General features: G+C 68.2%; 21 protein-coding genes and 2 tRNA genes. 10 read left to right on the top strand and 13 right to left on the bottom strand.

What is annotated here, in order from left to right; all coding sequences use genetic code 11:
* The first annotated feature begins 527 nt into the window (after window positions 1–527).
* The gene (locus BLS50_RS03305; RefSeq protein WP_074800739.1) at window positions 528–1,925 is read left to right on the top strand and encodes a sigma-54 dependent transcriptional regulator; all 1,398 of its coding nucleotides are present in this window, start codon (window positions 528–530) and stop codon (window positions 1,923–1,925) included.
* A gap of 42 nt (window positions 1,926–1,967) precedes the next feature.
* Complete coding sequence (locus BLS50_RS03300; protein WP_006476535.1) at window positions 1,968–2,939, top strand: thymidylate synthase; 972 nt, start codon at window positions 1,968–1,970, stop codon at window positions 2,937–2,939.
* Window positions 2,940–3,038: 99 nt separating this feature from the next.
* Here the strand turns inward: BLS50_RS03300 and BLS50_RS03295 are convergent, their stop codons facing one another.
* Together BLS50_RS03295 and BLS50_RS03290 are read right to left on the bottom strand one after the other, a co-directional pair.
* A complete protein-coding gene (locus BLS50_RS03295; protein WP_074802754.1) occupies window positions 3,039–5,591 on the bottom strand; it encodes a DUF6600 domain-containing protein in 2,553 nt (850 codons plus the stop codon).
* A 162-nt stretch (window positions 5,592–5,753) separates the two neighbouring features.
* Entirely contained in the window at window positions 5,754–6,461 is a 708-nt protein-coding gene (locus BLS50_RS03290; protein ID WP_011544910.1) for an ArsR/SmtB family transcription factor, read from the bottom strand.
* A gap of 189 nt (window positions 6,462–6,650) precedes the next feature.
* Between BLS50_RS03290 and BLS50_RS35850 the strand changes: the two genes are divergently transcribed.
* Entirely contained in the window at window positions 6,651–6,791 is a 141-nt protein-coding gene (locus BLS50_RS35850) for a hypothetical protein (protein WP_012328134.1), read from the top strand.
* A gap of 130 nt (window positions 6,792–6,921) precedes the next feature.
* The gene (locus BLS50_RS03285) at window positions 6,922–7,434 is read left to right on the top strand and encodes an acyl-CoA thioesterase (RefSeq protein WP_023475851.1); all 513 of its coding nucleotides are present in this window, start codon (window positions 6,922–6,924) and stop codon (window positions 7,432–7,434) included.
* Window positions 7,435–7,480: 46 nt separating this feature from the next.
* Here the strand turns inward: BLS50_RS03285 and fumC are convergent, their stop codons facing one another.
* From fumC to BLS50_RS03270, 3 genes are all read right to left on the bottom strand, one after another.
* A complete protein-coding gene (gene fumC / locus BLS50_RS03280) occupies window positions 7,481–8,875 on the bottom strand; it encodes a class II fumarate hydratase (protein WP_074800736.1) in 1,395 nt (464 codons plus the stop codon).
* Between the two features lie 193 nt (window positions 8,876–9,068).
* Entirely contained in the window at window positions 9,069–10,457 is a 1,389-nt protein-coding gene (gene norM / locus BLS50_RS03275; RefSeq protein WP_011544914.1) for a multidrug efflux MATE transporter NorM, read from the bottom strand.
* Between the two features lie 138 nt (window positions 10,458–10,595).
* Window positions 10,596–10,814, bottom strand: a complete 219-nt coding sequence (locus BLS50_RS03270; RefSeq protein ID WP_006486208.1) for an RNA-binding S4 domain-containing protein — start codon at window positions 10,812–10,814, stop codon at window positions 10,596–10,598.
* Between the two features lie 267 nt (window positions 10,815–11,081).
* On the opposite strand from BLS50_RS03270, the gene BLS50_RS03265 reads away from it, so the two are divergent.
* Window positions 11,082–11,483: a hypothetical protein gene (locus tag BLS50_RS03265; protein ID WP_011544915.1), complete on the top strand. Its 402-nt coding sequence runs from the start codon at window positions 11,082–11,084 to the stop codon at window positions 11,481–11,483.
* A gap of 131 nt (window positions 11,484–11,614) precedes the next feature.
* Here the strand turns inward: BLS50_RS03265 and BLS50_RS03260 are convergent, their stop codons facing one another.
* The 8 genes from BLS50_RS03260 to fdxA all read right to left on the bottom strand — a co-directional run bounded on the left by BLS50_RS03260 (window position 11,615) and on the right by fdxA (window position 16,030).
* Entirely contained in the window at window positions 11,615–12,397 is a 783-nt protein-coding gene (locus BLS50_RS03260; protein ID WP_006476530.1) for a DUF4088 family protein, read from the bottom strand.
* 160 nt (window positions 12,398–12,557) lie between these two features.
* Window positions 12,558–12,896, bottom strand: coding sequence for an AzlD domain-containing protein (locus BLS50_RS03255; protein WP_006476529.1), 339 nt, complete (start codon window positions 12,894–12,896; stop codon window positions 12,558–12,560).
* Complete coding sequence (locus tag BLS50_RS03250; protein WP_074800733.1) at window positions 12,893–13,660, bottom strand: AzlC family ABC transporter permease; 768 nt, start codon at window positions 13,658–13,660, stop codon at window positions 12,893–12,895. Before BLS50_RS03250 ends, BLS50_RS03255 begins: the two co-directional genes overlap by 4 nt.
* Window positions 13,661–13,787: 127 nt before the next feature.
* A complete protein-coding gene (locus BLS50_RS03245) occupies window positions 13,788–14,708 on the bottom strand; it encodes an AraC family transcriptional regulator (protein WP_074800730.1) in 921 nt (306 codons plus the stop codon).
* Between the two features lie 59 nt (window positions 14,709–14,767).
* Window positions 14,768–15,253 (bottom strand): CreA family protein, encoded by a 486-nt coding sequence (locus BLS50_RS03240; RefSeq protein WP_011544918.1) that lies wholly within the window; start codon window positions 15,251–15,253, stop codon window positions 14,768–14,770.
* Between the two features lie 127 nt (window positions 15,254–15,380).
* Window positions 15,381–15,456 (bottom strand) — tRNA-Asn (locus tag BLS50_RS03235).
* 72 nt (window positions 15,457–15,528) lie between these two features.
* Window positions 15,529–15,604 (bottom strand) — tRNA-Asn (locus tag BLS50_RS03230).
* 102 nt (window positions 15,605–15,706) lie between these two features.
* Complete coding sequence (gene fdxA, locus BLS50_RS03225; protein ID WP_011544919.1) at window positions 15,707–16,030, bottom strand: ferredoxin FdxA; 324 nt, start codon at window positions 16,028–16,030, stop codon at window positions 15,707–15,709.
* A 289-nt stretch (window positions 16,031–16,319) separates the two neighbouring features.
* Here fdxA and pncB point away from each other — a divergent pair, with 289 nt between their 5' ends.
* From pncB to BLS50_RS03195, 5 genes are all read left to right on the top strand, one after another.
* A complete protein-coding gene (gene pncB, locus BLS50_RS03215) occupies window positions 16,320–17,519 on the top strand; it encodes a nicotinate phosphoribosyltransferase (protein ID WP_027805402.1) in 1,200 nt (399 codons plus the stop codon).
* An 87-nt stretch (window positions 17,520–17,606) separates the two neighbouring features.
* Window positions 17,607–18,269, top strand: coding sequence for a LutC/YkgG family protein (locus BLS50_RS03210; RefSeq protein ID WP_074800727.1), 663 nt, complete (start codon window positions 17,607–17,609; stop codon window positions 18,267–18,269).
* Between the two features lie 43 nt (window positions 18,270–18,312).
* Window positions 18,313–19,743 (top strand): sodium:proton antiporter, encoded by a 1,431-nt coding sequence (locus tag BLS50_RS03205; RefSeq protein ID WP_027805403.1) that lies wholly within the window; start codon window positions 18,313–18,315, stop codon window positions 19,741–19,743.
* Between the two features lie 81 nt (window positions 19,744–19,824).
* On the top strand, window positions 19,825–20,814 hold the full coding sequence (locus BLS50_RS03200) for a 2-hydroxyacid dehydrogenase (protein ID WP_074802752.1): 990 nt from the start codon (window positions 19,825–19,827) through the stop codon (window positions 20,812–20,814).
* Window positions 20,811–22,286, top strand: a complete 1,476-nt coding sequence (locus BLS50_RS03195) for a DNA recombination protein RmuC (protein WP_074800724.1) — start codon at window positions 20,811–20,813, stop codon at window positions 22,284–22,286. Before BLS50_RS03200 ends, BLS50_RS03195 begins: the two co-directional genes overlap by 4 nt.
* The last annotated feature ends 74 nt before the right edge of the window (window positions 22,287–22,360 follow it).

The following is a 22,360-nucleotide window of genomic DNA, read 5'->3' as shown; positions in this document are numbered from 1 at the left end:
ACGAAAGAAAGTAAAAGATGTTTTCGCATGGCGACTGTCTCCGGTCGTTTCCGTATTCAGCGAAATACATGCCACCGTACCGGGACCATTGCCGTCATTGCGATTCGCGCTCGAGTGTTGCGAATGGTGGCCGAAAACGCCTGAAAATGTTTCAGGCCTGAAACGATGGGGCTCGGGAATACTGCTGATTCAATCGACACGCTTCAAGGATGAAAATCGGCGCGTGTGTTGATGACGGAGTCCTTCTGCATATGCGCTATGTGCAGATGATTGACCTGCGTCGACCTCTCGAGCGATTGGGCCGCATCGCCGTCGGTACTGAAACGGGTTTGTCGTATTCGGTGCCTATAACCAAGTTGTCTTGTCAAAAATTATTGGACGCGAGATAAGCGCCATCATGCGAGGCCTTGTCGTTGCCGCGCATCGGCATGGCGAATCGAGCCACCTCTGGCTGACCCGATTCGATCCTTTTGCACGTGATCTACGTGTGCGGCAATCGTTAGACGGTTGATGAACGGGGTGAGGATATGGGAGCCGATCAGCGGCACGTGATCTACTATTCGCGCGAACCGAACGACGCGTTGCGCGGCCATTTCGACGAATGCGGCTGGCGCGTCGATCTCGCCGAGACCGTGCGCGATGTGCGGCGCGTCGTGCAGCACGGCGTGGCAACCGCCGGCCTGCTCGATTTCTCGCCGGGCTTCAAGCCGTCGGACCTGCGCGAACTCGAATCCTGCCTGAGCATCCAGCACATCGGCTGGATCGCGGGGACGCGGCGCGGCCAGTTGCAGGACGCGACGCTGCGCCATCTCATTCGCGACTATTGCTTCGACTACGTGACGATGCCGTACGAAACGGCGCGGATCGTCGAGACCGTCGGCCATGCGCACGGCATGGTCGCCCTGACCGATCCCGTTGCGCCGCCCGTCGGCGCCGGGCGCAGCGAAGGCGAGATGGTCGGCACCTGCGATGCGATGCTCGGGCTGTTCCGGACGATCCGCCGTGTCGCGGCAACCGACGCGCCGGTGTTCATCTCCGGCGAGTCGGGCACGGGCAAGGAGTTGACGGCGGTCGCGATTCACGAGCGTTCGTCGCGCGCGCAGGCGCCGTTCATCGCGATCAATTGCGGGGCGATACCGTCGACGCTGCTGCAGGCCGAGCTGTTCGGCTATGAACGCGGCGCGTTCACCGGCGCGAACCAGCGCAAGATCGGCCGCGTCGAGGCCGCCAACGGCGGCACGCTGTTTCTCGACGAGATCGGCGATTTGCCGCTCGAAAGCCAGGCGAGCCTGTTGCGCTTCCTGCAGGAAGGCAAGATCGAGCGGCTCGGCGCGCACGTGTCGGTGCCGGTCGACGTACGCGTGATTTGCGCGACGCACGTGGACATGGAAGCGGCGCTGCGCGAAGGGCGCTTCCGCGAGGATCTGTTTCACCGGCTGTGCGTGCTGAAGATCGAGGAGCCGCCGTTGCGCGCGCGCGGCAAGGACATCGAGGTGCTCGCGCGTCACATGCTCGAGCGCTTCAAGGGCGATGCGCATCGCCGCCTGCGCGGTTTTTCGCCTGACGCGGTCGCGTCGCTGTACGGCTATTCGTGGCCGGGCAACGTGCGCGAGCTGATCAACCGCGTGCGCCGCGCGATCGTGATGTCGGAAGGCCGGATGATCACCGCGGCCGATCTCGAACTGAACGACTATGCGATGCTCGCGCCGGTGTCGCTGCTGGAGGCGCGCGAGGCGGCCGAGCGGCAGGCGATCGAGCAGGCGCTGCTGCGCCATCGCGGCCGTTTTGCCGATGCCGCGCGTGAGCTCGGCGTGTCGCGCGTCACGCTCTACCGGTTGATGTGCGCGCACGGCATGCGCGACCGCGGCGACACGCTGGGAGGGTTTTCGGCGCCGTTGCCGGAGCTTCCGCGTCACGCTTGCTAAAATTGGCGGGTACGGTCGCCCCTCGCGGCCGAAGGAACCCGCATGAAACAGTATCTCGATCTCGTTCGTACCATTCTCGATACCGGCACCTGGCAGGAGAACCGCACGGGAATCCGCACCATCAGCATGCCGGGCGCGATGCTGCGCTTCGACCTGCAGCAAGGCTTCCCGGCCGTGACGACCAAGAAGCTCGCGTTCAAGTCCGCGATCGGCGAACTGGTCGGTTTCCTGCGCGCGTCGCGCAGCGCGGCCGATTTCCGCGCGCTCGGCTGCAAGGTGTGGGATGCGAACGCGAACGAGAACGCGCAGTGGCTCGCGAACCCGTATCGCCAGGGCGTCGACGATCTGGGCGACGTATATGGCGTGCAATGGCGCCAGTGGCCGGGCTACAAGGTGCTCGATGCGAACGCCGACGCGCAGATCGCCGATGCGACGCGCCGCGGCTTCCGGATCGTCACGCGTTTCGACGAAGACGGCGCGCCGAAGGTGCTGCTGTACAAGGCGATCGACCAGCTGCGCCAGTGCCTGGACACGATCATGGAGAACCCGTCCGATCGCCGCATCCTGTTTCACGCGTGGAATCCGGCCGTGCTCGACCAGATCGCGCTGCCCGCGTGCCATCTGCTGTACCAGTTCCTGCCGAACGCGACGAAGCGCGAGATCTCGCTGTGCCTGTACATCCGCAGCAACGACGTCGGCCTCGGCACGCCGTTCAACCTGACGGAAGGGGCCGCGCTGCTGTCGCTCGTCGGTCGGCTGACGGGCTATACGCCGCGCTGGTTCACGTATTTCATCGGCGACGCGCACATCTACGAGAACCAGCTCGACATGCTGCAGCAGCAGCTCACGCGCGAGCCGTACGAAAGCCCGCGGCTCGAGATTGCCGAGCGCGTGCCCGAGTACGCGAAGACGGGCGTCTATGCGCCGGAATGGCTGGAGCAGGTCGAGCCGTCCGATTTCTCTCTCGTCGGCTATCGGCACCATGAGCCGTTGACCGCGCCGATGGCGGTCTGATCGCGCGGCCGGGGCCGCGCGGCTGCATCGCTTCGCATCCTGTAAAAAGGCTCGACCGGTATTCGCCGGTCGAGCCTTTTTGTTTCAGGTTTGCTGCACTTACTGGCGATGCCGCTCCTCGTGGCCGCCCGGCGGGTTGCCCGGACGCGGCGCCTCGACGTGCGGTGCCGGCTGCGGCCGTGGTTCCATCCGGGGGGGCGGCATCGACGGGCGCGGCTCCATGCGGGGGGCGGGCTGTGGCTGCGGTCGCGGCTCCATACGCGGCGCCTGCGGCTGCGGACGCGGCACATCATGGACGGCGGGCGCCGGCGGACGGTACTCATTCACGCGCGGCGGCGCGACTTCGCGATGCGGCGTGGGTTGAGCGAAGTCCGGACGCGGTTGCGGCGCGGGGGCGGCCCGTTCCGGTTGCGGCTGCGCATGGCGGGTCGGCGTCGGGAAATCGGGGCGCGGACGCGGTTGCGGAATCTGCGCGGTATGGTCGGACTGCGGTTGCGGCAGCGTGCGCGGCGCTTCGTTGCGGCCGCCGGGCTGCAGCACGCCCTGCGGCGCCGGCACGCCGTCCGGATGCGGTGCCGCTGCGCTGCGCACGGGCGGCAGCGCATTCTGTCCTGCCGCGTGCAGCGCGGTGGGGGGAGCCGCGCGCTGACGCTCCATCGGCGTGTGAGGCTGCATCCACGCGGGCGACGGCGTGTTGGCTGCGTGCGCGTTACCGGTCCCCGGCGGGGCGTTGTTCGCTTCGGGCGGGTGCGGAATACCGTTGCCGGGCGCGAATGCCTGATGCGGCATCGGGTTGCCGGGCGCCCGCGGCGGGCCGCCGTTGTCGAAACGCGGTGCGTTGGGCGTTTCGCCGTTCGCCGGCCGCGCGACATTCGGCATGCCGGGCATCGGTGCGCCCGGCCGTCCGGCCTGCACGCCGGCCGGCTGGCCCTCGCGCGGCGCGCGGGCCGGCTGGACGACGGGGCCGTGCGGATTCACGAGCTGCACGTTGTGCATCGCCCAGGCGCCGCCGCCCGGCTTGCCCGGCACGCGGACCGGGCGAGCCGTATAGTCGGCCGGCACGTTCGTCTTCACGACGGGCGCGCCGGCACCCGGCACGCGCCCGCCTTGCTGCGCGAGGTGGGCGGCGGCCTGATCGCGATACGCAGGCGGCACGGCCGGATTGCGCGTCGCGACGTACGGATGTTGCGCGAGCGCCGCCGGCGGACGGTAGCTGGCATTGCGCAGCCCGCCGGTGAAGCTCTGGCGCACCGGCGCGATGCCGGGTGTGCCCGGGGTGACGTGCGCGTTGCGCCATTGTTGCGGATCGACGTGCTGCGAGAAGTGCGCGACCGGCTGGCCGTGCACGAACGCGGCGGCCGGCACGGCCGTGATCGCGTGCGGCGCGCGGAAGTTCACGTACGTCTTGTTGATGTTGGTGATATTGGTGATGTTCGTCACGTTCACGGTCTTGTTCACGTTGACGTTGTTCACCACGATGTTGCGGTTGACGCGGTCGTAGTAGTGCGGGCTCCAGCCGCCCCAGCCCGGATGCCACGGCTCGCCCGGCCCAAGGGCGAACCATGCGCAGCCGGCCGCCGCGACGCCGCCGACCGTGAGCGCCACATTCCAGTCGGAACCGCCGCCGCCCCCGCCGCCCACGAACGCGACGAGCGCCGGCGCATAGACGGGCGGCTGGCTCACTGCCATCGGGCCGGGTACCCATGCCCAGCTGTCGTCCACGTACGCCCAGCGGCCGTAGTGATACGGCGCGAAGCCCCACGGCGCGTCGTCGACCCAGGTCCAGCCCCACGGCGCCTGCCAGATCCAGTGGCCGTCGTGGTACGGCGCCCAGTCGGCCGGCGTGTCGTTCGGCACCCATACCGCGCCGTAATTCGGGGTTTCGCGCCACGTGCCGTTCGCATCGAGATCCTGGTAGCCGGGAATGTCGCGGGACACGTAGCGGGCCGACACCGAGCGCGCTTCGGCCGCGTCGCGGCTGGCGGCCCACTGGTCGAGCACGTCGGGGCCCGGTGCGGCCGATTGCTGCGCGACCTGCAGGTCGGTGCCGGTGAACACGACCTGCTGGCCGGGCGACAGCGGATACTGCCCGTTGCTGCCGTAGACGGTCGCGCTGCCGCTGCGCACCGTTACCGTCGTGCTCGCACCGTTCGGCGCGACATCGACGCGATAGTCGCCGGGGCCCGTGATGCCGAGCGCGAGGTTCGGCGTATCGATTTCGTATGATCCGCCGGCCGGCAGATCGCGCACGTGCGCCGACACGGTGCCGAGCCCCACCTTCAATTGCGTCGTCGTGTCGTCGAGGTTCAGCACCGACAGGCTCGTCGATTCGCCGAGCCGCACCGCCGTCGAGCCGATGTGCAGTTCCGAGCGCGCGCCGGCATCGTTCCACAGCTGGTCGCCGGTCGTCAGCGGGCGGTTCACCGCCGCATACGACCACCCATCGGTGCCGGCCGGTTCGGTCGTCACGGCGCCCGACAGGTAATTGAGCCGCGCGACGCGCCCGGGCGGATCGCCGCCCGGTTGCCGTGCCGCGGCCATATTCGCCGGTGCATCGGCCGATTGCGCGAAGGCGGGCGGCAGCGCCGCCAGCGCGACGAACGCGAGCAGCGTGTAGCGGGCGGTGCGCTTGAGCGTGAACAGGGGAGCCATGGTGAGCGTCATCGTTGTGATCGCGGCGCGTCGATTCGTGCCGTCCAGTTCACGATATCCGCTTGGCCTGTTTCAAGGCACGGTGTTTTGTAAATCGAATGGCACGCGATGTAACAAAACCTGTCCATCGCGCGCCGTTGTCGTGCAGCTGCAATGCCGGCGTCAAGCGGACGTAAGCCACGCGTCGAAAACCTGCTGCCCGGGCACCGTGACGCGCAGCACGCGCGGGCGAGCAGCGCGCTCGATCCAGCCGTGGGCGCAGAAGCTGTCGAGCAGCGCCGCGCCGAGTGCGCCGCCGAGATGCGAGCGCCGTTCGCTCCAGTCGAGACAGCCGCACGCGAAGCGGCGTCGGCGCGCGCGTTGCTGCGCGACGTCGATGCCCCATTGCGCGAGCGCCTGCGTGCCGAGCTCGGTGGTGTCGATCGCGTCGCCGTTGGCGAGCAGCCAGCCGCGCGCGGTGAGGCCGTCGAAGATGCGTACCGCGAGTTCGCCGGCCATGTGGTCGTAGCAGGTACGTGCGTAGCGCAGTTCGGCCGGGACCGCGCGCGACGGCGGCGGAACCGGGCGATGCGGCGCGGCCGCGCGGGCGACGTTCGCCAGCGCTTCGAGCGAGGCCGCGATGTCGGCCGACGCAATGCGGTAGTAGCGATGCCGGCCGCGTACGTCCAAGGCCAGCAGGCCGCCCTCGGTCAGGCGCGCGAGGTGCGCGCTGGCCGCGGACGGCGACAGCCCCGCGATCATCGTCAGCTCGCCGGCCGGCCGTGCGCTGCCGTCCATCAGCACCCACAGCATCGCGGCGCGGCCCGGATCGGCGATCAGCGCGCCGATGCGGCTCAGGCCCGGAAAATGGTGGTCGTCTTGGTCAGTCATCGTCGTGTCTCGTCGAGCGGGATGAGAGGCAGTGTAGTTCGTGCGCGCATTCGATGTTTCGCTTCCGGATGAAATGTCGGATGCAGCGGTTTTGACGCCGTGGCCGGCCGGACCGCGGCCCGTCGCGGGCCACGCGTAGAATGGCCGGACGCGGCGGCAACGGGCCGCCGCATGTGACGCGATGCAACGATGAAGACGATTTTCTGCATGTTGGCGGCCGCGCTCGTCTGCGCGGCCTGTGCGCAGGGTGGCGCGGGTGCGACCGGCGAGCGCGGCGGCAGTATCGAGATGTACGGGACGATCGACCAGGGCATCACGGTGCGCCGCTGACCGGCGCCGGTTCGCGCGCGAGCCGGCATGGCCGCCGCAGCCCCGCCACGCGGGGCTTGCCGCGCCGCGTTGCCGCAGTGCAACGTATAATGGCCCGATCACAGCGCCCCTGCCGCCTGGAGCCACAACAATGCCCCAACCGTCCCCCGTGCCGGCCGCCCTCGACCGCACCGAAACCGTATTCCGCTTCCTTGCCGAGCCTTCGTCCGTGAACTTCGGCGGCAAGGTGCATGGCGGCGCGCTGATGAAGTGGATCGACGAGGTCGCGTATGCGTGCGCGGCCGTCTGGTCGAGCCGCTATTGCGTGACGGTCAGCGTCGGCAACATCCGGTTCCAGCGTCCGATCCTGGTCGGCAATCTGGTCGAACTGAAGGCGCGCGTCGTCGCGACGGGCCGGACCAGCATGCACATCCATGTGTCGGTGCACGCCGGCGATCCGAAGGGCGGCGTGCTGCGCCAGACGACCGACTGCCTCGTCGTGTTCGTCGCGGTCGACGAGAACGGCAACCCGGTGCCGGTGCCGCCGTTCGTGCCCGAAACCGACGAGCAGCGGGTGCTGGCGAAATATGCGGCCGACGTGCGGGCCGCGCTCGACAAGATCGTCGAGATGAAGCCGGAAGAAGTCGCGAAGGGCACCGTCTGAGTGCCGCGGGCGCCGCGCTCGGTGCGCCGCGCCCGCCGTCCTGCCGTTACCGCGTCCCGATCATCTGCTCGGGACGTACCCATGCATCGAATTCCGCCTCGGTCAGGTAGCCGAGCGCGAGCGCGGCCGCCTTCAGCGTCGTGCCTTCCTTGTGCGCCTTCTTCGCGATCTGCGCGGACTTGTCGTAGCCGATGTGCGGATTGAGTGCCGTCACGAGCATCAGCGATTCGTTCAGCAACAGGTCGATGCGCGGGCGGTTCGGCTCGATGCCCACCGCGCAGTGATCGTTGAAGCTCTGCGCGCCGTCGGCGAGCAGCCGCACCGACTGCAGCACGTTGTGCGCGATCATCGGCCGGAACACGTTCAGCTCGAAGTTGCCGCTCGCGCCGCCGACGTTGACCGCGACGTCATTGCCGAACACCTGGCAGCACAGCATCGTCACGGCTTCCGACTGCGTCGGATTCACCTTGCCCGGCATGATCGAGCTGCCCGGCTCGTTTTCCGGAATCGACAGCTCGCCGAGCCCGCAGCGCGGCCCGCTCGCGAGCCAGCGCACGTCGTTCGCGATCTTCATCAGGCTGGCCGCGACCGTTTTCAGCGCGCCGTGCGCGAACACCAGCGCGTCGGCGGCCGCCATCACCTCGAACTTGCTCGGCGCCGTCACGAACGGCAGCTTCGCGAGCCGGCCGATCTCGTCGGCCACGCGCACCGCGAACTCCGGATGCGCGTTCAGCCCCGTGCCGACCGCGGTGCCGCCGAGCGCGAGCTCGTACAGGTGCGGCAGCGCCGACTCGACGTGACGGATGCCCTGGTCGAGCTGCGCGACGTAGCCGGAGAACTCCTGGCCGAGCGTGAGCGGCGTGGCGTCCTGCAGGTGGGTGCGGCCGATCTTGACGATGTCGGCAAACGCCTTCGACTTCGCGTCGAGCGTCGCGCGCAGCGTGCGCAGCGCCGGCAGCAGATGATTGACGATCGCATACGCGGCGGCGACGTGCATCGCGGTCGGGAACACGTCGTTCGACGACTGGCCGCGGTTCACGTCGTCGTTCGGATGAACCTTGCGCGCTTCGCCGCGCTCGCCGCCCAGCAGCTCGCTCGCGCGGTTCGCGATCACCTCGTTGAGGTTCATGTTGGTCTGCGTGCCGGAGCCCGTCTGCCACACTGCCAGCGGGAATTCGCGCGGATGCTTGCCGGCGATGATCTCGTCGGCGGCTTCGATGATCGCGTGCGCCTTGTCGTCGGCGAGCACGCCGAGCGACTGGTTGACGGCCGCCGCGGCGCGCTTGACGATCGCGAGCGCGTGGATCAGCTCGGGCGACTGCTTCTCCGTCGAGATCCGGAAATTCTGCAGCGAGCGCTCGGTCTGCGCGCCCCAGAGCCGGTCGGCCGGCACGGCGATCTCGCCGAACGTGTCGCGTTCCATCCGAACTGCTTCATTCATGATGCACTCCTCCGGGAAAGGGGAAAGCCGCGCGTCGTCGCGCGGCGTCAGGCGTAATCAGACGTATCGTGAGGCAGGCGCGCCGCTTGCGCGGCGTCTCGAGGGGTTCAACCGACAAGCATAGCGCCGGTCGCGATTTTGCGTCGTGTCGCGCCTGGGGGCGGCGCAAGCTCGTGACGAGCGCGACCAGCCCCTAGCGGGCCGTCGCGATCAGCGAAGTGGTCTTGCGGTGAAAGCGCCAGGCCATCAGCGCGGCGACGCTCGCGAGCCCGGCCGCGAGTCCCCACCACAGGCCGCGCGCGCCCAGGCCCGCATGGAACGCGAACCAGTAGCCGGTCGGGAAGCCGATGCCCCAGTAGCCAAAGGTCGCGGCGAGCATCGGGATGCGCGTGTCCTTCAGGCCGCGCAGCGCACCCGACGCGACGGTCTGCATGCCGTCGACGATCTGGAACACCGCGGCGATGCCGAGCAGCGACGCGGCGAGCGACACCGTGGCCGCGTTGGCCGGATCGTCGAGATGCAGGTACAGGCCGACGATCGTGTGCGGCGCGACGATCATCACGAGGCCCGACAGCGACATGAAGCCGACGCCGAGCGCCAGCGCGACGAAGCCCGCGTGCCGCGCGGCGACGGGCGAGCCCGCACCGATCCAGTAGCCGACGCGCACGTTGGCTGCCTGGCCGATTGCAAGCGGCACCATGAACGACACCGACGCGACGTTCAGCGCGATCTGGTGCGCGGCGAGCGACGTCGCGCCCAGCACGCCGACCGTGAGACCGGTGGCGAGGAACAGCGTCGATTCGACCCCGTACGTGATCGCCACCGGCCAGCCGATGCCGATCAGCTCGCCCATCACGGGCAGCTTCGGGCGCGCGGCGGTCACGAAATGGCGGAAGCGCTGCCGGCCGTGCAACAGCCAGATGAGGGCGAGCGCGGTGAGCCAGATCGTGATCGTCGTCGCGACGGCCGAGCCGAGAAAGCCCAAGCGCGGCAGCCCGAATGCGCCGTGGATCAGCCCGTAGTTCAGCACGCCGTTCACGCCGACGCCGCCGATCGACACCCACAGGAGCCGGCGCGCGGCGCCGATCGCGGGCAGGAACGCGCGCATCAGCCCGACGCCGATCAGGCTGCCGAGCGCCGCGTAGCGCAGGATGCCCGTGTATTCGCCGACGTGATGCGCGAGCAGCGGCGGCTCGTGGAACATCAGCAGGATCGGTTCGGCCAGCGACAGCGCGACGATCGCCGGGATCGCGAGCAGCACGGACAGCGCGAAGCCCGTCCAGTAGATGTGCGGCACGCGATCCTCGGCCTGCGCGCCGCGCGCGTGCGCGACGCTCACGCTGACCGACGACAGCACGCCTTGCAGGATCGTCACGATCACGAAGAAGAAGTTCGCGCCGAGCCCGCCTGCCGCGAGCGAATCGGGGCCGAGCGAACCGAGCAGCACCGTGTCGGTGACGCTCATCGCCATCTGGGAGAGTTGCGCGATCGCGAGCGGTGCGGCGAGGCGCGCGGTATCGGCGGCATGACTGGACAGGGACGGCGGCGCGGCGGCCGTCCGCGTAAGACCGGAATGCGACATGGAATGGGCGCTCGCACGGGTGCGGGCCCGCGCTATATGTATTTATTTTGAGAGACGGCTAGCTTACGGCTTTATTCGTACCGTGTCGAACACGTGCGCCGATGGCCATGTCGCGGGCAGGGGGAACCCCGGCGGGCGCTACGCCTCGCGTACCGCGATGCGCGTGTCGCCGAGCAGCACGACCTGGCCCGCGCGGATCTTGCAGGTCTTGCGCAGCTCGACCGCGCCGTCCACTTTCACGGCGCCGGACGCGACGATCAGCTTCGCGGTGCCACCGCTGTCCGCGAGGCCGGTGATCTTGAGAAGGTTGTGCAGCTCGACGTATTCGCCGGTCAGCGTGAAATCCAGATTGGGCATGACGAGGAAGGTGCGCGATGCGCGGGAGGAAACGCCCCGCATCATACGGCACCAGGGGCCGGCACGCGAGCGCGGGCGGCCGGCGCACGTTGTAAAGGACTGTGAGCGATTCGTCAGCAAATGAAACGGTGGGTAACAGTCTGAGAGATTCGCGAACCGGCCGCGCGGGCCGCGGGTCTTCTGTCGTACCTGCTGCGTGTTGCGGCGGGGAACGCGACGGACCGCATCGCTGCGGACCGGACGCACAACTTCTTGAGGAGAATTGCCATGTCCAAGATTCGTACGATGCTGATCGGTGCCGCGCTGACGGCGTTCGCTACTTCGGCCGCATTCGCCCAGACGGGCACGACGGCGCAAGGCGCGGCCGGTGCCGGCGTGCAGGCGCAGACGCCGGCCGCTGGTGCCGGTGCCGGCGTGCAGGGTGGTGCCGGCGCGAACGCGTCGGGCAATGCGGCGGGCGGTGCGACCGATGCGGTCGGCGCGGCAGCCGATGGCGCGAAGGATACGACGTCGTCGGCCGTCCATTCGACCAAGAAGCATACGAAGCATGCGGCGAAGTCGGCCAAGAGCCATGCGGGTTCAGCCAAGGCGAAGGCCGACGACGCGACCGAAGGCGGCGCATCGGTCGGCGCGCAGGGCGGTGCATCGGCCCAGGGCGCCACGCAGTAAGCGGTGCCCGGCGCTTGTCGCGACGCTCGTCTTCGGAGGGCGCGTCGCGACGGGCGATCGTCTGGCGGCCCGGTTCGCTTCGCGCGAACCGGGCCATTTTCATCAGGTGATGCGTTCAGCGGGACGCGTGCTTACGGCCGGCGTTGTCCTTGCCCTTGTCCCTGCCCCTGCGGCGGCCGCACGGCAGCAGGAGTGAACACGCTGCGCAGCCATGCGGCGAGCCGCGCGAAGACGTCGTACGGTTCCTCGACGAAGATCTCCGGCTTCAGCAGCCGCAGGTATTCCATGATCTGCTGCGCTTCCTGCTTCTGGAACGAGCCGTGCGCGAGCCCGAGCCGCAGCAGTCCGCGCAGTTCGCCGAGCTTGTCGCGGGCAATGCTGCCGACGCTCATCTCGCACGCGAGCTTGGCCTCGTAGATCCGCTGTCGCAGCGATTCCGCGAGCCGCCACGCAGGCGTCTGCATCAGTTCCTCGAGCGTCTGGATGTCCTGCGCGGCGCCCTTGATCTGCGACGCGAGCGGGTCGATCAGCGACGCATCGCCCTGCGCTTCGGCGACGATCGCCTTCGCCCAGTCGCGGCATGCCTTCGCGAGTTCATCGGGCGTCCATTCGGAGCGCGACGCGAAGCCGAAGCCGAATTCGCCGGCCTGCCGCATCAGGATCGCGACGACGTCCGGAAATTCCTTGTCGAGCGTGCGCTTGGCCCACGCGTACTGGCCGCCCTGCAGCATCCGCTGCACGGCGTGCTCGGTGAGCGGCACCATGTTGTCGAGCAGCTTGGCGCGCAGGAAATCCTCGAACGACGGCGTCGCGAATTGCGGGTCGAGTTTCAGCGACACGCGGACGAACGCGTCGTAGTCCTTGCGCAGGGACTCGAGCGTGTCGTCCTTGAGGGAAAGGGTGATCTGGCCCATGAATCGTCTCGATGGGGGCCCGCGCAAGCCGGCGTCGGCACGGCGCACCGGGGCGGGCGCAGCGTCGACTGACCGGTGCGCGCCGGGGCCGGTGGCGGGTCTTCCTCTCCTATATCGGCGCACCGGGCGGAAACTTGAGCGCGCGCGATGGAGCGTGCGCTCAGGTAGCCGGCCAGTGCGGGAGGACGACCCCTTGCCACAGGAAGAACACCACGAGCCCGGCCGCGATCGTCACGAGCGGGCGGCGGGTCGCGGCTGACACGAGCACGGCCGCGAGTGCGCCGACGAGCTGCGGATTGCGCCAGGTCAGCTCGGCCGTGCCGCCGTGCGGCGAGACGGTCATCGGCACGATGATCGCGGTCAGCACGGTGACCGGCACGAAGGCGAGCGCGGTCCGCACGAGCGGCGGGAACGTCAGCCGCTCGCCGAACAGGAACAGCGTCGAGCGGATCGCATACGTGATGACGGCCATCCCGAGGATCAACAGCGCGTAGCTCACGATGCGGCCTCCGAACGAGCGTTGGCTTGCGTGCGATCGTGCCGCAGCGTGAGCACGACGCCGATCGCGACGCCGGCGGCGACCGCGCCGAGCAGCCCGAGCTTGTACGGCCAGCCCTGCCAGAAGTACGCGAGCGTGCCGGCCGTGGCCGCCGCCGCGAAATAGCGCAGCGTGCCGAGCTGCGGGACGACGATCGCGATGAAGGTCGCCGCCATCGCGAAATCGAGGCCGAGCGACTGCAGGCCCGGGAACGCCGCGCCGAAGCCGATGCCCGCGAGCGTCCAGACCTGCCAGTTCAGGTACATCGCGAGCCCGGAGCCGAAAAAGTAGTGGGGGCCGATCGTACCGGGCGGGTAGTGCCGGTAGTGGCCGTAGGCGACCGCGAACACCTCGTCGGTCATCAACGCGCCGAGCGTCGCGCGCCAGCGCAGCGGCAGGTGGGCGACATAGGGCGCGAGCGTCGCGCTGTACAGCAGGTGGCGCAGGTTCACGATCAGCGTCGTGGCGAGCACGACGACGAAACTGGCACTGCCGGCGATCAGGCCGAGCGCGATGAATTGCGCGGAGCCCGCGAACACGGCGAGCGACATCAGTGCGCCGTGCCAGGCGGCGAGCGGACCGCCGCCGACGAGCGTGCCGAATATCACGCCGAACGGTGCGGCGCCGATCATCATCGGGATCGTGTCGCGCGCGCCATCGAGCCATTCATTGAGCGGGCGGCGCGGGGGTGATGCGGGTGTCTTGTTCAAGAAGCGCTCCTCCATGAGCGGGAGGATAGCGGGCCGGCGGCGAGCCGGCTTGTATGTTCTTGCGCCCGCCGGAGCGGGGCCGGTGCTCACGTGCCGGCCGGCACGGGGCGCGGCGCGGCCGACGATGGCGGGAAGCCGCGCGTCAGCTTGCCTGCCAGCGCCCGGGCGGCACGCCGAACATCCGTTTGAAATGCCGCGTGAAGTGGCTCTGGTCGACGAAGCCGCTGGCCGCGGCGACATCGGCGACGGGCACGCCCGCACGCAGCGGCGCCAGCGCGCGCTGCAGCCGCAGCTGGTTGCGCCACGCATGCGGCGGCATGCCGGTCGTGCGTGTGAACAGGCGCGCCGCGTGAAATGGCGACAGGCCGACCGTCTGCGCGACGTCGTCGAGCGTCACCGTGGACGTCAGGTCGGCGGCGAGCCGCTCGCGCATCGCGTCGACGCGAGGCTCGTCGGCCGCGAGCGGCGCCGGTTGCGGCCGCACGTCGGCGTGGCGCACGATCAGCGTCGACAGCGCGTCGAGCATCGCGGTTTCGGCGGCGAGCGGATCGTAGATGCGCGGCGCGCCGGTGGCCGAATCGCCGGCCGCCGAATCGCCGGCCGGCTGTCCGGGCGCATCGGCCTGCGACGACCGCGCGCGCTCGCTGCCGGCTTCCAGCATCCGGTGCGCGAGCGTGAGCCGGGCCGCGAGATCGGCGTCGCGGATCACGTCGGGGGCAAACCATGGCGCATCCTGCGGGCGGCCCGCGATCGTACTCGCGAGTTCGTGGATGAATTCGACCGGCATGTAGCTGACGCGATAGCACCAGCCTTCGTCGGCGGCACGCGAGCCCGTATGCACTTCACCGGGATTGATCACGGGCACGGTGCCCGTTTCGGCGACGTAGCCGGTGCCGCGATAGGTGAAGCGTTCCGCGCCTTCGAGAATCACGGGGATCGTGTACGCGTCGTGCCAGTGGGGCGCGAACGCGTGATCGCGATAGGTGGCCGTGAGCAGGTCCGCGTCCGGCACGAGCGGCGTACGCCAGTAGCGTGCGGAATCGGGGAGGCGGGTGGGGGACATGATCGGGCGCGAGCGGTCGAACCGACAGTGTATCGCTCGCGCGCCCGGCGGGTGCGGCCTTACTTGACCGGAATCGTCGTGCCGGCCGGCATCGGCACCGCGGTGACGGCGTTCTTCGGGCTGCCGCTGACGATGCGGTCGCTGTAGGTCAGATAGACGATCGTGTTGCGTTTCTTGTCGACCACGCGCACGACGTGCAGCGTCTTGAAGATGAACGACATGCGTTCGCTGAATACGTCGGCCTGCTGCTTGACCGGTTCCTTGAAGCTGATCGGGCCGACCTGCCGGCACGCGATCGACGCTTCGCTGGGGTCCTCGGCCACGCCGAGCGTGCCCTTGATCCCGCCGGTGCGGGCGCGCGACACGTAGCAGGTTACGCCGGTCACGACCGGATCGTCATAGGCCTCGACGACCACGCGGTCGGAACCCGTGACGCGGAAATGGGTGTTGACGCTGCCGACTTCCTCCGCATGCGCGAACGGTGCCGCGGCGAAGGCGGAGAGCAGGAGGGCGAGGGGCGCGGAGCGCAGGAGACGATGCTTCATCGACGGAACCGGATGCGAATGCGGGACAGAGACTCTAGCATGTGCATGACCGGGCCACGAAAAGCAGAAAGACGGAACGGTGGCCGGAAAAACAAAAGGCCCGTCGCATGACGGGCCTTTCGCTATTTGGCTCCCCGACCTGGGCTCGAACCAGGGACCTACGGATTAACAGTCCGGCGCTCTACCGACTGAGCTATCGGGGAATAAATCGGTACATCTGCGTGCTGTGTTTTCCAACAAAAAACCCGTCCACTTTCAACGGGCTTTTGCGTTTTTGGCTCCCCGACCTGGGCTCGAACCAGGGACCTACGGATTAACAGTCCGGCGCTCTACCGACTGAGCTATCGGGGAACAAACAAGCAACAGCAGAGAAACGAGATTGTATGGAGTGTTCGCTAACCTGTCAACACTTTGGGGCTGCGGCGCATAAAAATTTTTGCGGCCGCCGCGCGATCAGCGCTCGAGCAGGTGCAGCTTGTCCTGCACGTCCTTCCACTCGTCCGCGTCGGCCGGCGCCGGCTTGGTCTTCGTGATCGACGGCCAATTCTTCGCCAGCTCGGCGTTCAGCTCGGTGAACTGCTGCTGGTCGCCCGGAACGTCTTCTTCGGCATAGATCGCATTGGTCGGGCATTCGGCGACGCACACGGCGCAGTCGATGCACTCGTCCGGATCGATGGCGAGAAAGTTGGGACCTTCACGGAAGCAATCCACCGGGCACACATCCACGCAATCCGTGTATTTGCACTTGATGCAGCCTTCGGTCACAACGTGAGTCATTAAAACGCTCCTGCTTGGCGGTATATATGGGGTGGCGTTTGCGCCAAAAGCGGCATTGTAACTGAAGCGCAAAACCCGCATGACGAGGTCGGCTATCCGGCTTATATCGTTTCGTGATTAGTTTATGGGATGTACAAGACGGGTACGCGCACGTCGGGCGCCGGCACGATGCGGCAAGGCGACGGGGCGGTTTCACGATGGTCCGGCCCGCATTCGGGTAACATGACCGACAGACCGGGCGGCGCGCGGTGCGCCGGGGCCCGGTCACGATATTGGCGCTGCCGTCATCATGATCATCACTTCGCTGCTCGACACGGATCTCTACAAGTTCACGATGATGCAGGTCGTCCTGCATCACTTCCCGGCTGCAAACGTCGAATACCGCTTCCGGTGCCGCACGCCCGGCGTCGATCTCGTGCCGTACATCGACGAGATTCGCGACGAGGTGCGCGGCCTGTGCTCGCTGCGCTTTGCCGACGTCGAACTCGACTACCTGCGGCGGATGCGCTTCATCAAGAGCGACTTCGTCGACTTCCTCGCGCTGTTCCACCTGAACGAGAAGTACATCTCGATCACGCCGTCGCCGAAGGGCAACGGCGAAATCGACATCGTGATCGAGGGGCCGTGGCTGCATACGATCCTGTTCGAGATCCCGGTGCTCGCGATCGTCAACGAAGTCTATTTCCGCAACACGCAGCGCGAGCCCGACTATCGCGAAGGGCGCGAGCGGCTGCGCGAGAAGATCAAGCTGCTCGGCGCGAAGCCCGAATTCGCCGACTGCAAGATCGCCGACTACGGCACGCGCCGGCGCTTCTCGAAGGTCTGGCATGAGGAAGTCGCGCTCACGCTGCGCGACGGGCTCGGCCCGCAGTTCGCGGGCACGAGCAACGTGCTGTACGCGATGAAGCACGACATCACGCCGCTCGGCACGATGGCGCACGAATACCTGCAGGCATGCCAGGCGCTCGGCCCGCGGCTGCGCGACTCGCAGATCTACGGCTTCGAGATGTGGGCGAAGGAATATCGCGGCGACCTCGGAATCGCGCTGTCGGACGTCTACGGGATGGACGCGTTTCTGAACGACTTCGACATGTACTTCTGCAAGCTGTTCGACGGTGCGCGCCACGACTCGGGCGATCCGTTCGAGTGGGGCGAGCGGATGCTGCGCCATTACGAGGCGAACCGGTGCGACCCGCGCACCAAGGTGCTCGTGTTCTCGGACGCGCTCGACATCCCGAAGGTCATGCAGCTGTACGAACGGTTCCGCGGCCGCTGCAAGCTCGCGTTCGGCGTCGGCACCAACCTCACCAACGATCTCGGCTACGTGCCGCTGCAGATCGTGATCAAGATGGTTCGCTGCAACGGCCAGCCGGTCGCGAAGCTGTCCGATTCGCCGGGCAAGAGCATGTGCGACGACAAGGCGTATCTCGCGTACCTGCGGCAGGTATTCGGCATCGCGCAGCCGGTCGAGGAAGACGCGTCGAAGTAGGCATCGGCCGTTCGGCCGAAGGTGTGTCGCGGCAGGGGTGGCCGGTATAATCCGACGTATTGCACGCCAACGTCACGAGGACCGTTCATGGACACTTCCGCTGCCCGTCGCCAGATCCTCGCGCGCATCCGCGCGGCGCAGGGGCGCGCGGCCGAACCCGATGCAGCGGAGCGCGACGGCGTCGCCGACTATCTCGCCCGTCATCCGGAGGGCCCGCGCCCGCCGGCGCCGGCCGACCTCGTCGCCGCTTTCGTCGACGAAGCGGGGCGCCTGTCGACCACGGTCGACGAAGTCGCGACGCTGGCCGATGTGCCCGCCGCCGCTGCCCGCTATCTTGCCGCTCATGGTCTGCCGACGCAGGCCGTCGCATGGCGCACGCTGGCCGATCTCGACTGGGCCGGCGCCGGCCTGTCGGTCGAGTGCCGCAGGCCGCGCGACGGCGATCTCGTCGGCCTCACCGGCTGCTTCTGCGGGACCGCGGAAACGGGGTCGCTAGTGTTGCTGTCCGGCCCCGACACTTACGCATCGGCCGGCCTGCTGCCGGAAACCCACATCGCGATCGTGCCGGCGTCACGCATCGTCGCCGGTCATGAAGACGCGTTCGCACTGATTCGCGCGGAGCGAGGCGAGTTGCCGCGCGCGGTCAATTTCGTGTCGGGCCCGTCGCGCACGGGCGACATCGAGCAAACGATCATTCTGGGCGCGCACGGCCCGTACCGCGTGCACGCGATCGTCGTACGGGGCGCCTGACGCGCCCACTGCATTCACCCCTACTCGAACAAGGAAGTTCCGCATGAAACGACATGCCGCCTGGGCGGGCATGGCGTCGGGAATCGCGCTTGGCGCCGTTCCCGCGCTCGCATCGGCCGCCACGCTCGACGGTGCCACGCTGTCCGCGCTCTGGGGCATCCCGTTCGCGGGAATCCTGCTGTCCATCGCGCTGTTCCCGCTCGTCGCCCCCGTGTTCTGGCATCACCACTTCGGCAAGATCGCCGCCGGCTGGGCGATCGTATTCCTGGCGCCGTTCGCGGTCGCGTTCGGCGTCGGCACCGCGTTCGGCACGCTCGTGCATGCGCTGCTCGAGGAATACATTCCGTTCATCGTGCTGCTCACCGCGCTCTACACGGTCGCGGGCGGCATCTGCGTGAACGGCAACCTGCATGGTTCGCCGAAGCTGAATACCGCGATCCTCGCGCTCGGCACGCTGCTGGCGAGCGTGATGGGCACGACCGGCGCCGCGATGCTGCTGATCCGGCCGCTGCTGCGCGCCAACGACAACCGCAAGCATGTCGTGCACGTCGTGATCTTCTTCATCTTCCTCGTCGCGAATGCGGGCGGCTCGCTGTCGCCGCTCGGCGATCCGCCGCTGTTCCTCGGCTTCCTGAACGGCGTGAGCTTCTTCTGGACGACCACGCACCTCGCGCTGCCGATGCTGTTCATCTGCGTGGTGCTGCTGACGCTGTTCTTCGTGCTCGATACGTACTTCTACCGGAAGGGCGGCGAGGAGCGGCCGGCCGCGCTCGATCCGACGCCCGACGGCGCGGCGCTATCGATCGACGGCAAGATCAACTTCGTGCTGCTGGCGGCCGTGATCGCGCTCGTGCTGATGAGCGGCGTGTGGAAGCCGGGCATCTCGTTCGACGTGTGGGGGACGCACGTCGCGCTGCAGAATCTCGTGCGCGACGTCGCGCTCGTGGGGGTGACGCTGGCGTCGCTCGCGCTGACGCCGCGTTCCGCGCGCGAGGGCAACGCATTCAACTGGGCGCCGATCGAGGAAGTCGCGAAGCTGTTCGCGGGCATCTTCGTGACGATCGCACCGGTAATCGTGATCCTGCGTGCGGGCGCGGACGGCGCGTTCGCGCAGATCGTCCATCTCGTCACCGGGCCCGACGGCAAACCCATCGATGCGATGTATTTCTGGGCGACGGGCATCCTGTCGTCGTTCCTCGACAATGCGCCGACCTATCTCGTGTTCTTCAACCTCGCGGGCGGCGACGCGCAGACGCTGATGACGACCGGCGCGTCGACACTCGCCGCGATTTCCGCCGGCGCGGTGTTCATGGGCGCGAACAGCTATATCGGCAACGCGCCGAATTTCATGGTGAAGGCGATCGCCGAATCGCGCGGCGTGAAGATGCCGAGTTTCTTCGCGTACCTCGGCTGGGCGCTCGTCGTGCTGATACCGGTATTCCTGCTGACGTCGTGGCTTTTCTTCACGGCGTAAGCTGACGTTTTTCAACCCCGAGCGGGCGGCTCCGGCGGCGCATGGCGCGCCGCGATCCGTCCGCGGCATGCGGAGATGGCGATGCAGAAGATCCTGGTCGCGCGTCCGATCTTTCCGGACGTGATCGAACGGCTCAAGCAGTATTTCGACGTCGACTGGAACGACGGCGACGCGCTCGCGCCCGACGCGCTCGCCGCGCGTCTGGCCGACAAGGACGGCGCGCTGACGGCCGGCGATCCGGTCGGCGCGGCCACGCTCGCGGCGGCGCCGCGCCTGCGGGTCGTGGCGAACATGGCGGTCGGCTACAACAACTTCGACATGGCTGCGTTCAACGCGGCGAACGTGCTCGGCACCAACACGCCCGACGTGCTGAACGAGTCGACCGCCGATTTCGGCTGGGCGCTGATGATGGCCGCCGCGCGCCGGATCGCCGAATCGGAACACTGGCTGCGCGCCGGTCACTGGCAGAAGTGGGCGTACGACGGCTTTCTCGGCACCGACATCCACGGCTCGACGCTCGGCGTGATCGGGATGGGCCGTATCGGCCAGGCGCTCGCGCGCCGCGCGCGCGGCTTCGGGATGCAGGTGATCTATCACAACCGGTCGCGGGTCGCGCCCGAGATCGAGGCCGAGCTGAATGCCGAATACGTGTCGAAGGATGCGCTGCTTGCGCGAGCCGATCATGTCGTGCTCGTGCTGCCGTATACCAAGGAGAACCATCACACGATCGGCGCGGCCGAGCTCGCGAAGATGAAACCCATGGCGACGCTGACCAATATCGCGCGCGGCGGGATCGTCGACGATGCGGCGCTGGCCGCCGCGCTGCGCGACGGGACGATCGCCGCGGCCGGCCTCGACGTGTACGAGGGCGAGCCGAGCGTGCATCCGGCGCTGCTCGAGGTGCCGAACGTCGTGCTGACGCCGCATATCGCGAGCGCGACCGAAAAGACCCGCCGCGCGATGGCGAATCTCGCTGCCGACAACCTGATCGCCGCGCTCGGCGAGGGGCCGCGTGCGGGGCAGCCGCCGAATCCGATCAACCCTGACGTGATCGGGAAGCCGCGCGCATGACGATGACGTTGTTGCTGGCGGCGGTCGTCGTGTTGGCCGTCGCGCTCGCGGTGGCGATCGTCGCGCTCGTGCGCGGCGGCCGCCACGACGATGCGGCCGTGCTCGGCGATCAGATCGAGGACGCCGCACATGCTCAGGCGCGCGCGGTCGAGCGGCTCGAACGCGAATTGCGCGGCGAGATCGTCGAAAACGCACGCGGCTCGCGTACCGAGCTGGCCGGCAGCTTCGTCCAGTTGCAGCAGACGCTCGCCGCGCAACTGACGAGCGTGGCGACCGTGCAGAACAACCAGATCGAGGGGTTCGCGCAGCAGCTCGGCAAGCTCGTCGCCGGCAACGCGCAGCAGTTCGACGCGATGCGCGAGAGCCTGCAGCGCCAGGCTCAGCAGGCGCGCGAGGAGCAGACTGGCGCGTTGCGGCTGTTCGGCGACACGTTGCACCGGCAGCTCACGCAACTGACCGAGGCGAACGATCGCCGGATCGGGGAAGTGCGTGCGACGCTCGAACAGCGGCTGAAGGAAATCGAGACGAACAACGCGGCGAAGCTCGAGGAGATGCGTCGCACCGTCGACGAGAAGCTGCATGCGACGCTCGAGCAGCGGCTCGGCGAATCGTTCAAGCTCGTGTCGGACCGGCTCGAGCAGGTGCATCGCGGGCTCGGCGAGATGCAGACCCTCGCGGCCGGTGTCGGCGACCTGAAGAAGGTGCTGACCAACGTGAAGACGCGCGGCACCTGGGGTGAAGTGCAACTCGAAGCGCTGCTCGAACAGATGCTGACGGCCGACCAGTACGCGAAGAACGTCGCGACGGTGCCGAAGAGCACCGAGCGCGTCGAATTCGCGATTCGGCTGCCGGGCCGCGAAGCCGGCACGTGCGATGCGCCGCCGGTGTGGCTGCCGATCGACGCGAAATTCCCGCGCGAAGACTACGAGCGGCTGATCGACGCGCAGGAGCGCGCCGACGCGGTGGCCGTCGAGGAGGCGGCGCGTGCGCTGGAGGCGCGGGTGCGGATGGAAGCGCGCACGATCGCCGAGAAGTACGTCGCGCCGCCGCACACGACCGATTTCGCGCTGCTGTTCCTGCCGACCGAGGGGCTCTATGCGGAGATCCTGCGCCGTCCGGGGCTGACCGACCTGCTGCAGCGCGACTATCGCGTGACGGTCGCCGGGCCGACCACGCTCACCGCGCTGCTGAACAGCCTGCAGATGGGGTTCCGCACGCTCGCGATCGAGCAGCGCTCGAGCGAGGTGTGGCAGGTGCTCGGCGCGGTCAAGACGGAGTTCGGCAAGTTCGGCGACGTGCTCGCGCGCACGAAGGCGCAGCTCGAAACGGTCACGCGTTCGATCGAGTCTGCCGAGCAGCGCACGCGGGTGATGAGCCGCAAGCTCAAGCAGGTCGAGGCGCTGCCGGGCGACACGGCGGCCGGGCTGCTCGGCGCGGACGGGGCCGAAGGCGCCGATGCGGACGACGCGTGACGCGCGTTGCCGGCTGCTGCCGGACGGAAAAAACGGGCGCCGTGGCGCCCGTTTTCTTGTGCGGCGATCGCCGG

Origin of the sequence: Burkholderia orbicola (assembly GCF_900100915.1) — a bacterium.
Classification (GTDB): Bacteria; Pseudomonadota; Gammaproteobacteria; order Burkholderiales; family Burkholderiaceae; genus Burkholderia; species Burkholderia orbicola.
The sequence above is the reverse complement of the archived record's forward strand: the minus strand, read 5'-3'. Positions and strand labels throughout refer to the sequence as shown.